Source organism: Bacteroidota bacterium (assembly GCA_008933805.1).
Classification (GTDB): Bacteria; Bacteroidota; Bacteroidia; order UBA8524; family UBA8524; genus SB11.
This window is the reverse complement of sequence record WBUH01000023.1, coordinates 16,288-30,394: the sequence shown is the minus strand read 5'-3', so window position 1 is coordinate 30,394 and position 14,107 is coordinate 16,288. Positions and strand designations below refer to the sequence as shown.

The 14,107-nt window shown below is 42.6% G+C and carries 13 protein-coding genes; 6 read left to right on the top strand and 7 right to left on the bottom strand.

Annotated elements, in window-relative coordinates; translation table 11 throughout:
• The first annotated feature begins 36 nt into the window (after positions 1-36).
• Genes F9K23_17535 through F9K23_17510 form a run of 6 tightly spaced genes read left to right on the top strand, consistent with a single transcriptional unit; the run spans position 37 to position 6,192 of the window.
• Positions 37-561, top strand: coding sequence for an NADH-quinone oxidoreductase subunit I (locus F9K23_17535; GenBank protein ID KAB2913330.1), 525 nt, complete (start codon positions 37-39; stop codon positions 559-561).
• 8 nt (positions 562-569) lie between these two features.
• On the top strand, positions 570-1,070 hold the full coding sequence (locus tag F9K23_17530; protein ID KAB2913309.1) for an NADH-quinone oxidoreductase subunit J: 501 nt from the start codon (positions 570-572) through the stop codon (positions 1,068-1,070).
• Entirely contained in the window at positions 1,067-1,384 is a 318-nt protein-coding gene (nuoK, locus tag F9K23_17525) for an NADH-quinone oxidoreductase subunit NuoK (GenBank protein KAB2913308.1), read from the top strand. The genes F9K23_17530 and nuoK overlap by 4 nt, the downstream gene beginning before the upstream one ends.
• 46 nt (positions 1,385-1,430) lie before the next feature.
• Complete coding sequence (nuoL, locus tag F9K23_17520; protein KAB2913307.1) at positions 1,431-3,335, top strand: NADH-quinone oxidoreductase subunit L; 1,905 nt, start codon at positions 1,431-1,433, stop codon at positions 3,333-3,335.
• A gap of 4 nt (positions 3,336-3,339) precedes the next feature.
• The gene (locus tag F9K23_17515) at positions 3,340-4,800 is read left to right on the top strand and encodes an NADH-quinone oxidoreductase subunit M (GenBank protein KAB2913306.1); all 1,461 of its coding nucleotides are present in this window, start codon (positions 3,340-3,342) and stop codon (positions 4,798-4,800) included.
• An 18-nt stretch (positions 4,801-4,818) separates the two neighbouring features.
• Positions 4,819-6,192 carry an NADH-quinone oxidoreductase subunit N gene (locus F9K23_17510; GenBank protein ID KAB2913305.1) on the top strand — a complete coding sequence of 458 codons (1,374 nt, stop codon included), beginning with the start codon at positions 4,819-4,821 and terminating at the stop codon, positions 6,190-6,192.
• A gap of 174 nt (positions 6,193-6,366) precedes the next feature.
• On the opposite strand, the gene F9K23_17505 is transcribed toward F9K23_17510, so the two are convergent.
• From F9K23_17505 to F9K23_17475, 7 genes are all read right to left on the bottom strand, one after another.
• Positions 6,367-6,651, bottom strand: a complete 285-nt coding sequence (locus F9K23_17505; protein ID KAB2913304.1) for a hypothetical protein — start codon at positions 6,649-6,651, stop codon at positions 6,367-6,369.
• Between the two features lie 27 nt (positions 6,652-6,678).
• Positions 6,679-9,819 (bottom strand): efflux RND transporter permease subunit, encoded by a 3,141-nt coding sequence (locus F9K23_17500; protein KAB2913303.1) that lies wholly within the window; start codon positions 9,817-9,819, stop codon positions 6,679-6,681.
• A 21-nt stretch (positions 9,820-9,840) separates the two neighbouring features.
• Positions 9,841-10,899, bottom strand: a complete 1,059-nt coding sequence (locus tag F9K23_17495) for an efflux RND transporter periplasmic adaptor subunit (GenBank protein ID KAB2913302.1) — start codon at positions 10,897-10,899, stop codon at positions 9,841-9,843.
• A 24-nt stretch (positions 10,900-10,923) separates the two neighbouring features.
• Positions 10,924-12,291, bottom strand: a complete 1,368-nt coding sequence (locus F9K23_17490; protein KAB2913301.1) for a TolC family protein — start codon at positions 12,289-12,291, stop codon at positions 10,924-10,926.
• Positions 12,292-12,326: 35 nt separating this feature from the next.
• Positions 12,327-12,800, bottom strand: a complete 474-nt coding sequence (locus tag F9K23_17485; GenBank protein KAB2913300.1) for a MarR family transcriptional regulator — start codon at positions 12,798-12,800, stop codon at positions 12,327-12,329.
• A 100-nt stretch (positions 12,801-12,900) separates the two neighbouring features.
• Positions 12,901-13,437 carry a GNAT family N-acetyltransferase gene (locus F9K23_17480; GenBank protein KAB2913299.1) on the bottom strand — a complete coding sequence of 179 codons (537 nt, stop codon included), beginning with the start codon at positions 13,435-13,437 and terminating at the stop codon, positions 12,901-12,903.
• 111 nt (positions 13,438-13,548) lie between these two features.
• A complete protein-coding gene (locus F9K23_17475; GenBank protein ID KAB2913298.1) occupies positions 13,549-14,013 on the bottom strand; it encodes a GNAT family N-acetyltransferase in 465 nt (154 codons plus the stop codon).
• Between the last annotated feature and the right edge of the window lie 94 nt (positions 14,014-14,107).

The following is a 14,107-nucleotide window of genomic DNA, read 5'->3' as shown; positions in this document are numbered from 1 at the left end:
TTAACAAACCGTTCGAAAGTAGTATCAGATAAGAAAATGTCTTTCAGTGAAAGGCTGTATCTGCCTGCTGTAATAAAAGGGCTTGGCATTACCCTAAAACATTTTCTGAGCAAAAAAAACACCATCAGCTACCCTGAACAAAAAAGGGAAGTAAGCCCGATATGGAGGGGACAGCACGTATTGAAACGCGACGAAAAGGGTGCAGAACGTTGCACCGCTTGCGGACTATGCGCAGTATCGTGCCCTGCCGAGGCGATTACCATGACTGCCGGTGAGCGCAAAAAAGGGGAGGAGAACCTATACAGAGAAGAGAAGTATGCAACTACCTATGAGATTAATATGTTGCGCTGTATTTTTTGCGGGCTTTGCGAAGAGGCTTGCCCCAAAGAGGCCATCTTTTTAACGGATAGGATAGTGAATACCGATTTTGGTCGTGAGGGATTTATATACGGTAAAGACAAGCTGGTAGAGCCTGTTGACCAACGTATTGACGTAACCAAACGCCAAACCCCTGCGGTACTTGATTTTAAAACACACAAAAACTACAGCCACAACCGATAGACCAGTACATGACGGAATACATTTTTTATTTTCTTTCGTTTCTTGCACTTATGAGTGCGGTGATGGTAGTTGCCAGTAAAAACCCCGTACACAGCGTTTTATACCTTATTATCACCTTTTTTGCCATAGCAGGACATTATGTGCTGCTTAATGCACAGTTTTTAGCTGCCGTGCACGTAATAGTGTACGCAGGAGCCATTATGGTGTTGTTCCTGTATGTGATAATGCTGCTGAACCTTAACAAAGATGCAGAACCCCACAAAAGCAACCTTATAAAGTTTGCGGCTGTGGTATCGGGCGGTATTATGCTTACCGTGTTAGTTGCTGCCCTTAAAGGGGTGGATAGCCAAATGGCAATTACAGGCAGCGAGCGCAATATAGGCTTAGTGAAAAACTTAGGTAACATACTGTTTACCGAATATCTTTTCCCTTTTGAAGTATCGTCAGTGCTGTTTCTTGCCGCAATGGTGGGCGCAGTAATGTTGGGCAAAAACGAACCGAAACAATGAACGAAACCGCAGTAATATCAGTAAACTCATACATATACCTTAGTGCAGCCTTGTTTTCAATAGGTGTGGCAGGGGTACTGTTCAGAAGGAATATTATCATCATTTTTATGTGCATTGAGTTAATGCTTAACTCGGTGAACCTGCTGCTAACAGCGTTTTCAAACTATTTTAACGACGGCTCTGCACAAGTGTTTGTGTTTTTTGTGATGGCCGTTGCGGCAGCAGAAGTAGCAGTAGGTTTGGCAATACTGGTGATGATTTTTAAAAATATAGGCACTACCGATGTGAATTTTTTGAGTCGCATGAAATGGTAGTTATTACAAACAAATACACGATTTAAAGGTAAGAATAAGGTAAGATATGAAAGAATTGGTAGGGCTGGTGCCACTTTTCCCCTTGCTGGGCTTTATAATGATTGGGTTGTTGGGCAAACGCCTCCCCAAATCAGTTGCCGGCATTTTGGCATCGCTGTTAGTACTGGCTTCCTTTGGAGTTTCCTTAGGCATTTTTATTGAGTTGAGCAGCGGCAATCCTGCCTCTCATACCTTGTTACTTTTCGACTGGATTTCAGCAGGTTCGGTAAATATCTCATTATCGTTTTTAGTTGACCCGCTTTCGTCATTATTCCTGTTAATTATCACAGGCATAGGCTTTCTCATCCATATCTACTCAATAGGTTATATGAAAGAAGACGAAGGTTTCAACCGCTTCTTCTCTTACCTTAACCTGTTTGTGTTCTTTATGCTGTTGTTGGTATTGGGCGCAAACTATCTGGTGATGTTTGTAGGCTGGGAAGGGGTAGGCTTGTGTTCTTACCTGTTGATTGGTTTCTGGTTTAAAAACCCCGAATACAGCAAAGCAGCTAATAAAGCCTTTATAATGAACCGTATTGGCGATTTGGGCTTTTTGTTGGGTATATTCTTGTTGTTCAGCAACTTTAACAGCTTTGATTACGCCACTATATTCAGTCAGGCAAGCCGTTTCAGTTTTGATGACCCACAGGTGATTTTAATTACTGCGCTACTGTTTATAGGTGCAATGGGTAAAAGTGCCCAAGTGCCTTTGTACACTTGGCTACCCGATGCGATGGCAGGCCCTACGCCCGTATCGGCATTGATACACGCAGCAACCATGGTTACCGCAGGTATTTACATGATTTGCCGCAGCAATATCCTATACACCTTAGCTCCGTTTACCCTTGAAATTATTAGTGTGGTAGGTCTTGTAACTGCCCTGATAGCTGCCATTATCGCTCTCACCCAAAACGATATTAAAAAGGTATTGGCCTACTCAACCGTTAGCCAGTTAGGACTAATGTTCTTAGCATTGGGTACAGGCTCTTACGCCACAGGCGTATTTCACGTTACCACCCACGCATTCTTCAAAGCCTTGTTGTTTTTGGGCGCAGGTAGTGTAATCCACGCCATGAGCGGCGAGCAAGACATTCGCAACATGGGTGGTTTGCGCAAGTACCTGCCCGTTACTTATGCGGTATTCTTAATTGCTACTTTGGCCATTTCGGGTATTCCGCCGTTTGCAGGGTTCTTCTCAAAAGATGAAATTTTAGCCCACGCCTTTGCCCATAACAAAGTTTATTGGGTATTGGGTTTAGCGGTATCGTTGTGTACAGCGTTTTATATGTTCCGTTTGTTCTTCTTAACCTTCTCAGGAGGTTTCAGGGGAACACACGAACAAGAACACCACTTGCACGAATCACCCGCTGTAATGACCTTGCCTTTGATTGTTCTGGCCATCCTTTCGGTGGTAGGCGGTTTTATGGGCATCCCTGAGATTTTCCATTTCGACCACGCACTAAACGGATTCCTTGAACCGGTATTTGCAGCTTCGCACGCTTTGGTGCACCACGCTGCCCCCGACCATAGCACCGAGTGGATGCTGATGGGCATAACAGTAGCCTTGGTGATTGTAACCATCGGCATAGCTTGGTTTAAGTACGGTACAAAAAAACAAGTACCTGCTGCCGAAGGAACTGCTTTATCACCTTTGCACAAGCTGTCGTACAATAAGTTTTATGTGGATGAGCTATACAACACAGCAATAGTGAAACCCCTTGCATGGTTTTCTGCCAACGTGTTGCGCTTTATTGAGGTGAATGTGATTGATAACTTGGTGAACCTGAGCGGACGCATTGTTGAAATTGGTGGCCGCGGACTAAAGCTGGTACAGCAAGGAAGCATCGGCTTCTACATCTTTATGATGGTGCTGGCGATTATTGTTTTACTATTAACCCCTTCTTTTATATAGGTAGATGTTAACTGCAATTTTGATATTCCTGCCCTTGTTGGCATCTGTATTAGTACTTGCCCTAAAGCCTGCACAGGCAAGGGTAGCTGCCCTGATTATTGCATTAGCAGAGTTAGTGGTATCGTTAGTAGCCTATACGCAATTTAACCCTGCCGATACATCGGCTTTTAGCATAGCAACTCCTTGGATTGCCCAATTGGGTATCAACTTTAATATTGGGATGGATGGCACCGGCCTTGTGTTGGTGTTACTGGCAACCGTGCTAACTCCGTTTATCATTCTATCATCTTTTACCGGTAATACTGAACGTCCGGCCTTGTTTTACTTCCTTATTTTGGTAATGCAAGCCGCTATGATTGGCGTTTTTGTGGCCGAAGACGGGTTCTTGTTCTATATATTCTGGGAAATGGCGCTTATCCCCATTTACTTCATCTGTTTGTTGTGGGGCGGTGCACAAAGGGTGCGTGTAACCTTAAAATTCTTTATTTATACCCTTGCAGGCAGTTTATTTATGCTGATAGGGTTGATATACCTGTACCTGCAAACACCCGACGAACACTCGTTCAGTATGCAAGCGTTGTACGAGGCAGGCAAAAGCTTGGATGCCGTTAGTCAGTCGTGGGTATTTTGGGCGTTGTTTGTGGCATTTGCCATAAAAATGCCTGTGTTCCCTTTCCACACATGGCAGCCCGATACCTATTTTGAAGCTCCTGCACAGGGTACGATGTTGCTTTCGGGCATCATGCTTAAAATGGGGGTGTTTGGCGTAATCCGTTGGTTATTGCCCGTTGTTCCGCAAGGAGTAGCGCAATGGTCGTACGTGGCGGTTATTCTTTCCGTAATCGGAGTGGTGTATGCCTCGTTTTTAGCCATCGTACAAAAAGATATTAAACGTTTGATAGCCTACTCGTCTATCGCCCACGTGGGGCTTATATCGGCGGGTATATTCACTCAAAACAGTGCTGCCGTGCAAGGGGCTGTCATACAAATGTTCAGCCACGGTATTATTGTTTTCGGGTTGTTTTACATTGTTGAGATAATACAAACCCGCACAGGTACTACCCAAATTGATGAATTGGGCGGAATAAGGAGCGTAGCACCCAAACTGGCTACGTTGTTTATGGTGATTATGTTTGGCTCGGTAGCACTACCTTTTACCAGTGGTTTTGTGGGCGAGTTTTTATTGCTGAACGGACTATTCCAATACCAGCCTTGGTTATCAGCCGTGGCAGGATTATCGGTTATTTTGGGAGCAATTTATATGCTGAATGCCTACCGCAAATCAACCTTGGGCGAAACCAATACAGTTACCCAAAGTATTATTGATTTAAGTACGGTAGAAAAAGTGGTATTGATACCCTTGTGCCTTTTGATAGTGGTGATTGGTATTTACCCCGCACCCTTGCTTGATTTGAGCCAAACCGCAGCGCAAAACCTGCTGCAAATTGTTGAATTGTATAAATAAACCTGCGATTACTAAGAGATGAATGCCATTTATATATTAACGGGAGTAGGGGTGCTTTCCCTTCTTTCAGAGATATTAAATTTTAAAAAATACATCGTTTGGCTGGCTGTTTTAGGGCTGGTAGCAACGTTAGTATTCACAGTAGCCGATTGGGGTACAAGCATCCGTTATTTTAACGATATGGTGTATTTTGATAACTACGCCGTAGCGTTCTCTGCACTGTTGGCTGGGGTGGGTTTATTATGGCTGTTATTATCTAAAAGGTTCTTTGAGAGCAACTACCACGTAACCGATTACACCGCGTTGGTGGTGTTTGCGTTGGTAGGAGCCGTGCTGATGGTTTCTTTCAGCAATATGGTGGTATTGTTTATCGGCATCGAGATTATTTCGCTATCCATGTATGTGATGGCAGGTAGCCGCAAAAACGACTTATTATCCAACGAAGCGGCACTTAAATACTTTCTGTTGGGTTCATTTGCCACCGGCTTTTTGTTGTTTGGTATTGCATTGGTGTACGGTGCTTCAGGTTCGTTTTACCTGGCAGAAATTGCCCAATACAGTGCTACTATGCAACCGCCCGTGTTTTATTATACAGGCATTGTTTTGATATTTATTGCCCTTGCGTTTAAAGTATCGGCAGTACCGTTCCATTTCTGGGCACCCGATGTATACCAAGGGGCTCCTGTTTCAGTAACTTCTTACATGGCAACCATTGTAAAAACTGCTGCTTTTGCGGCGTTTTTCAGGTTGTTTTACACTGCCTTTGCGGGCAACAGCGATGTATGGTGGTTGGCACTAAGCATTATTACTGTGCTTACGCTAGCAGTGGGTAACATCATCGCCGTACAACAAACCAACGCAAAACGTTTATTGGCCTATTCAAGCCTTGCCCACGCAGGGTATTTGCTAATGGCGTTGATGATACTGAACTCGTATTCAGCCGGTGCTATATTGTACTATGCAGCATCTTATTCGTTGGCTACCTTGTTGTCATTCTTTGTGCTTGATAAAGTAAACGAGCACACCAAAACCAATGATATTGGCGGTTTTAAAGGCTTGTACAAGAAAAGCCCGTTGTTGGCTTTTGTGTTGGTACTTTCATTGCTATCATTGGCGGGTATTCCTCCAATGGCGGGTTTCTTTGCCAAATACTACTTGTTTGCTGCTGCTCTTAAATCAGGGTTATTGTGGTTGGTAATAACAGGGGTTGTGGCCTCACTTATCTCCATCATCTATTACTTTAAAGTAGTAGCGGCCGCCTTCTCTCAACCCGATGAAACCGAAGTTACTCCAATACCTGTTCCTGCCTTTCAAAAGGTGGTTATTGTATTAATGGCGCTGGGTTTAATAGCCTTGGGTATATTGCCCAACCTTGTGTTCGGACTTATTTAGTCCTTTACAGGGGTGACGCTAAAGCATTTATTTTCTTCAATAGGGGAGAACCCTATTGAATCCTATTCTGTTAACAGCGTGCACGCACATTGCCTAGCTGTGCTTTAATATTGCTGTATAGCAAAGATTAACTTCTTACTGATGCTGATAATGGATGTAATGTGCTTCGCTGAATTAAAGCGAGGTGATTTTGGTAATGCGTTTTCGGCCCTCTCTTTTTAACGGCCACATTCCAAACCCGGTACTTTTGGTATAAAAGATATAGATAATATCCTCGTTAGAGAGTTCTTTTTGATGTAAAAATCCTTGAAGATGTTTCACAACATCCTCAAGGATTTTATTATTTAATAGCAATAAATCGGGGGTACTAAAAGTAGGGTCAGCTATGGTACATAGCGCATCAAGAATACCTTGTTTAAGCGCGGGGTCTTTAATTTTATTATAAACCAATACGTCCACCGCTATACTTTTAGTTCATGATTGTGTTTAGTGTGAAGCTGCTACTTGCAATTCAGTATCGTCAGCAGCAAGTTTTTTCCTTTTGCCCCTGCCCATTCTTTCTTTTAGTTTATCCACTATGTAGTATATGGTAGGTACAACTAATAAAGTAAGCAACAGCGAACTAGTTAAGCCGCCTATAATCACCCAAGCCATACCTGATTTAACCTCAGCACCCGCACTTTGTGATAATGCCAGTGGCATCATACCTACAATCATTGCTATGGTTGTCATCAAAATAGGGCGGAAACGTTCGCGGCCTGCATCAATAAGTGCTTCAATCAGCGATGCACCTTCTGCTTTTCGTTGGTTGGTAAAGTCAACCAGCAGAATACCGTTTTTGGCCACCAAGCCCATTAGCATAATCAAACCAATCATTGCAAAAATGGTAAGGTCGTTCATGGTAAGTGCCAATGCTAAGAAGGCACCAATCATTGCCAGCGGCAAAGCAAATAATACTACAAAAGGATAAATGGTGTTTTCATACAAGGCCACCATAATAAGGTACACCAGTAATATACCAAGACCCAAAGCACCTAAAAGACTGCCGAATGATTTTGATTGGTTTTCAAGCGTACCGATATAGTGCCATGTTACTCCTGAAGGAAGGTCTAAAGCATTAATGCCTTTAGTTAGTTCAGTTCCCACTGTACCTACCGAACGACCAATTACAGATGCGTTGATGTTGATGGATGATAAACGGTCCATACGTTCCAAAGCAGTTTCGCCAAGGTCTTCTTTAATATCAGCAAACTGAGATAACTCAAACGATAAGCCTTGTGAGTTTTTAAAGCGCAGTTTACGCACGTCGTTCACATCGGTTTTATCAAACTCATCCGATTGAATCATAATGTCGTACTCGTTGCCGTTGCTCCTGAATTTTGTTTGGTCGTTACCCCTGAAGGCAGTCGAAATTGCTGCACCTACTTCGGAAGCATTGATACCCAACAACGCCATTTTTTCGCGGTTCAGGTTAATTTCAAGCTGTGGTTTTGGGTCGGCAGTGCTATACTTAACGTATTGAGTACCGGGAGTTTTTGTTACCAAATCTTTTATTTTGGCAGCTGCCTCACGCACTTGCTCGCGGTTGTTGGCCTTAATGGCAATTTGCACATCGGGTTGGTTGCCGCCGCCTGTAATACCAATTGGAGTTATGGTTGTTTTAACACCGGGTATGGTGCTAATTAACTTTTTCATACGTAAGCCAAACTCGTCGGTTGATATGCTTCTTTCTTTTCTGTCCTTCAGAGTCACGTTCAAATCAGCTACGTTACTGTTGCTTGAAGTAGCCACCCCTGTAGTTGAGTAACCGATATTAGAAAACACATTTACCACCTCAGGCTGCTTGAACAAAATTTCTTCAATCTGCCTGCTTACAAGATTGGTTTGGTATACGGATGTTTGGGGAGCAAGTTCAATGTGGATGCTCAACTCGCCTCTATCACTGGGTGATATAAATGCACTACCGATAAAGCCGCCTGCAACCAAACCAAAAGAACCAAAGAATAATACCAATGTACCGCCCAATACCCAACGCTTATGGCTCAACGCCCATTTAAGTATATTGGTGTAACCTTCGCGCAGGCTGGTGATTATGTTCTCAAACCAGATATTCACTTTTCCCCAAAGGGTTTTGGGATTTAGGTGCTGTACTTTACCAAAGTGAGCAGCCAACATAGGGGTTACGGTAAAACATACCAAAAGACTCATTAATGTTGAGCAAACCACCACTAATGCAAACTCACGGAGAATGTTACCAATCAACCCGCCTGAGAGTGCCAAAGGAACAAACACCACTACGTCAACCAGTGTAATAGCTATCGCTGTAAAACCAATTTCCGAGCGACCGTCAATGGCTGCCGTGCGTCGGTCTTTACCCATCTCCATGTGGCGCATGATGTTTTCAAGAATTACTATCGAGTCGTCAACCAGAATACCCACCACCAGCGAAAGTGCCATAAGGGTCATAAGGTTTAATGACATACCCAACAGGTTCATAAAGATAAATGTAGGTATCATTGAAGCCGGAAGGGCTACCAGTACGAACATCGCACTACGACCACTGTGCAGGAAGAACAACATTACCAAAGCCACAATCACCACAGCTATAAACAAGTCGTCAATTACTGCTTCGGCTGATTCAAGTGTGTACACCGATTGGTCGCCGGCAATAGCAAATTTCAGGTCGATATTGCTGTGTGTTTTTTCAATAGCAGCAATTTTCTCTTTTACCAGTTTGCTCACCTCAACTGCGTTCGCATCGCTTTGCTTTAAAATTTGCACACCCAACGATGGCACACCGTTAAAGTGGTTAATGGCCGTTACTTTGGTTTGTGCATCCACTACTTCGGCGATATCCTTTACATATACCTTGCTGCCGTTTGTGTACTGCGCTACAACCAATTCACGCAATTGATTGGAGTTGTTAAACTTGGCATCGTATTTTATAGAATATTCAGTTGCGGTGGTTTGTACGTTACCTGCCGGTGAAGAAAGGCTGGCCGAACTGATAACATTGGTTACTTGTGAAATGGTAAGATTATAAGCCGCCAATTTTTCGCGGTTGATGTTTACTTTAATCTCACGCTCATTTCCGCCTACAAGACCAACCTGACCCACCCCCTCAACGTTGGCAAGCTGCGGAGATACTTGGTTATCGATAATGTCGTACAATTCCGATGGGCTGGCTTTGGCTGTAACACTCATCCTGAGCACCGGAAAATCATCAGTTGAAAATTTATTCACCACAGGGTTATCGATACCTTGGGGAAGCGTTACCAATATTTGGTTCACTTTCCGCTGTGCATCGTTCAACGCACGGTTCACATCCATCCCGTCTTTTAGTGTAATAGTAACAATTGAGGCTCCTTCTTGTGATGACGAGGTGATACGGTCAACCCCTTCTAATGATGATACAGCATCTTCTATTTTACGTGTTACCACGTTTTCAATCTCCTCTGCCGAGGCCCCGCGATAGCTGGTAATTACAGTAACCACATTGGCATCAAACTTGGGCAACAAGTTGTAGTTAAGTGCCCTGTAGCTGATGTACCCGAAAAGGATAAGGGTTACAAAAATTACTGTTATCAGCAGCGGCCTGTTTATGGCTAATTCTGCAAGTCTTTTCATTTTAAAAATCTCCGTTAAATGTTACTTAACAATGCGCACAGGGGTACCTTCAGCAAGGTTTATCTGGCCGTTTACTACCACTTGTTCTCCGCTTTTTAATCCGGCAATTACCTCAATGTTTGCTCCTAAGTCTTTACCTACGGTAAGTTTGCGTGCCACAGCTTTGCCGTTTTGTACTACATAAACGTATGGGTTCTTCATGCTTTCAACCAATGCCGAGCGAGGTATTTGCAATGCTTGTCCCGCACCTTGGTGAATAAAATCAGCATACACAAACGTTCCTGCTTTTAGCGGGTGTGAGCTTGAATTAGGCAATTCAATTTGTACTTGGTAGTTGTGGGCGGCATCACCTTGTTGGCTCACAAAAATTACCTTACCGTCAAAAGTTTTGCCCGAATATAAATCGGTAGTAATGGTTACCTTTTGTCCCAGGCTAATAGTATATGCGTCGTTTTCGCTTACCTGCACATCTACCTTTAATTTTGATACATTTACTACCTTACCCAACACAGTACCGGGGTTCACAAATTCACCTGCCTCAACGTTTTTCACAGTTACTTGCCCGCTTATTGGAGCTTTTACCATGTTATCGGCAATTTGCTTTTTAATTTGGCCTATTTGGTTGGTGGCATTATCAAGGTTGAATTTAATGTCTTGTAAGTTGGTTTCAGTGGTAGCTTCACCTGCCAATAGTTTACTGTAACGGTCGTAATCGCGTTGCAGTTTTTGTTGTTGCAGTTGTGCGGCTTCAAGTTTTAGGTTTAGCAATGTGTTATCGGTTTGGGCAATTACTTGTCCGGTTTGAACGTTGCTGCCTAAATCAAAGTTTACTGATTGTAAATTACCCGATGCCGATGAGGTAATGTTTGCTTCGCTATAAGGAATAAGCGTACCTGTTTTTACCAAGTTACCTTCTATTTTTTCAAGCTTTGCTGATACAACGTTCACGGGTATTTCTATTGAGGCATCTACAGAAACTGATTTCTTCTCTTCAATCTTGCGTTTATTTCCTGCCAACTTCACCACTATTAATGATATAAGAACCAAAGCGGCTAGTGCTATCAAAAGTTTCTTTTTCATCTGTTTATATGCTGTTATGTGTTATTATAATTTATTGTAATACTGTTCAAGGCTGCCGTTGCTTTGCTCAAGGTCAAGCTGGGTCAGGTAAAAATTTATTAATGAAACGATGTAATTGTTCTGGGCATCGCGGTACGATGTTTCTGCATTCAGCAACTCACTTAGCGATGCTACCCCTTCTTTGTATTGTAAGCTCACATTGTCGTACACCTCGGCAGCAAGCTCCACGTTTTCTTTGTTGGTAGTAAGTGTGCTTTGCGCTTGTTTAAATTGCGCTACCGCATTTTGGTATTTAAGGCTTTGGCCGGCTTTGTTTATTTCCAGATTCAGTTTGGCATTGTCTCGGTCGATAATTGCCTGCCTGTATTGAGAGGTACGTTTAAACCCGTCGAAAACCTTCCATGATAACCGTATACCAATTGTTGAGTAATCAAACTGGCGGTTGATAATATCAGAAGGCTGTTTTCCAAAACCATTTAGTCCGTACCTGCCGAATGCTGAAATTGTAGGAATACTTTGCATACGGATGGATTGCGCGTTGATATCGTATAACTGGATTTGTTTTTCCTGTAGCTTGTAATCAGTAGTGTTGGCTACATTAAACTCTGCCAGGGTAGTAATTTGCGGTGCATTTTGCAACCAACGGCCGGTATCGCTTAATACTAATGAATCGTTGGTATAAAGTCCCATCGAGTTTTTTAACCCGTTATAAGCCAGTTGCAAGTTGTTTTGCACTACTGATATTTGTGCAAGCACATTGTTTAGGCCCACCTGTACTTGTTTCACATCCACCTTTTTAGCAACCCCTGCTGAAGCTTGCAATTTGGCAACCTCAAGCAATTTTTCTGTACGCTCTTTGTTTCCGTTTAGCAACTCTAATTGCTTGTAAATTGTGATTACCTGAAAATACGAGCTTGATACGTTGTAGATAAGAAGTTCTTTAGCTTGTTCAGCAGTTAGGTTGGCGATTTCCTGATTGGGTTTGTTGGCCTTTAAACCTGTAAGTAACGATTGGTTATAAATCTGTTGCTCAACTTGCGCGGTGGCTGTGCTGGTTAGTTTATTCCCGAATGTAAGTTTTGTTTCGTTGGGGAATAGGGGAGGACTGGCAGGTATAACATTGGTTTGCAGCTTTAAGTTATTGTTTAAATCGCCGTTTACCGATACCTGTGGCAAATACCCCGATAATGCTTCACGCGAGGCTTGTTGTGCCTTCTCAATTTTGTTTTGCGCAACATTAATCGACGGGTGATTTTTGAGGCTAAAATCAATACACTCCTTTAAACTGAGCGTTTTTTGGGCATTTGCAACACCACCTGTAAGTGCTACAATAATACCAACGAGCAGAAATTTGGTTGCACCAAACATTGGTGACTTATCAACTATTGACATATCAACTATTTAGGTTTTAAAAAAATGGTTTTCTATTATTTTTCAAGCTTATCAGCTATTTCTTTAATGTGTACCAGTGCTTCGTTACGTTCTTCTTCGCTAAGAACAGCAAAGGTTTGGAGTTCAGCCTGTTTAAACAGGATTTTTATCCTTTTGGCAATAAATTTACCTTCTTCGGTCAGGTAAACAAGGTTCTTACGCTTGTCTGTTGAATCCTGTACAATTTTTACAAGCCCGTTTTTTTCAAGAGAAACCAAGGTACGCTGGGCAGAAGATTTATCGCGTTCGGTAACATCGGCAATTTCTTGCTGAGACATTCCTTCAAGCGCATGAGCAGTTAAAAGTATCGGAAATTGGTCAACCTTAAGATTGATATTTTCCTCTTTGAACATCTGTTTAGCGTTGCGAAAAATCACTCTCTTGATCCTTTGGGCCTGAAAGAAAAATGTGTCTTTCATTTCGGCAAAGAATCTTTCGGAAATAAGTTCTTGTTTGTGTTCTTTTTCCATTTTCAGAATGATGTTTGCAAAGTTAATGCCAGAAGTTGATATGTCAACTTAGTCAAATTCTATTCGTCCGATTCAACTCTCTTTTTATCGTAAAACTGTTTTAAAACGATAGGGTAGCGGGGTTAGTTACCCTAAAAACATTCACTGTTATATCACGGTATGAGGATTGTTTTTCAAGCTGCATCCCGTTTTTGCGGGCTACCGCCATCGAGTTATTGTTTTGGGGATGTATCAATGATATTACCGTATCCGTCAGGTGGTTATCAAAGGCAAAGTGTTTGCAAAATATGGCTGCTTCGCCGGCGTAACCCATACGGCGGTATTGAGGCAACAGGTGGTAGCCTATTTCAATTTCATCCACGCCATCAATGGTTTGTTTAAGCAAGCCGCATTGGCCCACCAATGCTCCCGTGGTTTTATCAATCAGCGCCATCAAGCCGTTATCATTATCATAACGCCAGTTCATACGGTCTATCCAGCTTTGGCAGCGCTCTTCATTAGTCCCGTCAAACGTGCCTAAAAACCGGGTTGATTCTGCATTGTAAAAAAATGGCAGCCAAGCGTCATAATCACTTTGGGTTACTTTTCTAAAATGTAACCTGTCTGATTCAGCATCTTCAATAATAAATGATTTCATGTAGTGTGATTTAACGGTAAAAAAAGCTACCCTATTTTTATAATTGCCACAAAGGCACAAAGTATTCCGTATTGGGTTTCTGAATGCCTTTGCGGCAGAATATTGGTTGTATTATGATTGTACGGCAGGAAAATCCTTGCGCATGCAAATACTGTTGTTCAGGTTCACATACACGCCGTATTTTTCGGTTTCTATATAACCTATCCGTTTGTATAGGGCAACGGCTTCGGGTTGATTATCGCCGGTTTCAAGCACACAGGCATTGTAGCCCAGTTCTTTTGCCCATTGTTCAAGGTTGTCCATAATCAGTTTGCCAATACCTTTTCGTCGGTACTCAGGGCGAACAAACATCCGTTTAATCTCAACGGCGTTTTCGTCGTAGGGTTTAAAACAGCCGCAACCAATGGCTTTTTCGCCATCGTACACAACAATCACGGTGTCAATACCATCTACTTTGTTGTGAGGGGAGTACTGTTTTTGTACTTCTCCATACTGACCCGACAAGTAGGCGTTTAGGTCGATGATTAAGGTGTTGAAATCGTCGCTTTCGCTGTTAGTTCTTCTTGCAGTATACATTTGTTTTCAGAGTTTTGTGGGCGAAAATTAACTCCGATACCTCCATGTATTCAAGTGCAAAGCGATGGAAGTGTTAATAATTTATTCACGTAGG

Excerpts from the sequence above, each read along its gene's own strand:
- F9K23_17535 (KAB2913330.1), top strand. The coding sequence starts at position 37 with ATGTCTTTCAGTGAAAGGCTGTATCTGCCTGCTGTAATAAAAGGGCTT.
- F9K23_17530 (KAB2913309.1), top strand. The coding sequence starts at position 570 with ATGACGGAATACATTTTTTATTTTCTTTCGTTTCTTGCACTTATGAGT.
- nuoK (KAB2913308.1), top strand. The coding sequence starts at position 1,067 with ATGAACGAAACCGCAGTAATATCAGTAAACTCATACATATACCTTAGT.
- nuoL (KAB2913307.1), top strand. The coding sequence starts at position 1,431 with ATGAAAGAATTGGTAGGGCTGGTGCCACTTTTCCCCTTGCTGGGCTTT.
- F9K23_17515 (KAB2913306.1), top strand. The coding sequence starts at position 3,340 with ATGTTAACTGCAATTTTGATATTCCTGCCCTTGTTGGCATCTGTATTA.
- F9K23_17510 (KAB2913305.1), top strand. The coding sequence starts at position 4,819 with ATGAATGCCATTTATATATTAACGGGAGTAGGGGTGCTTTCCCTTCTT.
- F9K23_17500 (KAB2913303.1), bottom strand. The coding sequence starts at position 9,819 with ATGAAAAGACTTGCAGAATTAGCCATAAACAGGCCGCTGCTGATAACA.
- F9K23_17495 (KAB2913302.1), bottom strand. The coding sequence starts at position 10,899 with ATGAAAAAGAAACTTTTGATAGCACTAGCCGCTTTGGTTCTTATATCA.
- F9K23_17490 (KAB2913301.1), bottom strand. The coding sequence starts at position 12,291 with ATGTCAATAGTTGATAAGTCACCAATGTTTGGTGCAACCAAATTTCTG.
- F9K23_17485 (KAB2913300.1), bottom strand. The coding sequence starts at position 12,800 with ATGGAAAAAGAACACAAACAAGAACTTATTTCCGAAAGATTCTTTGCC.
- F9K23_17480 (KAB2913299.1), bottom strand. The coding sequence starts at position 13,437 with ATGAAATCATTTATTATTGAAGATGCTGAATCAGACAGGTTACATTTT.
- F9K23_17475 (KAB2913298.1), bottom strand. The coding sequence starts at position 14,013 with ATGTATACTGCAAGAAGAACTAACAGCGAAAGCGACGATTTCAACACC.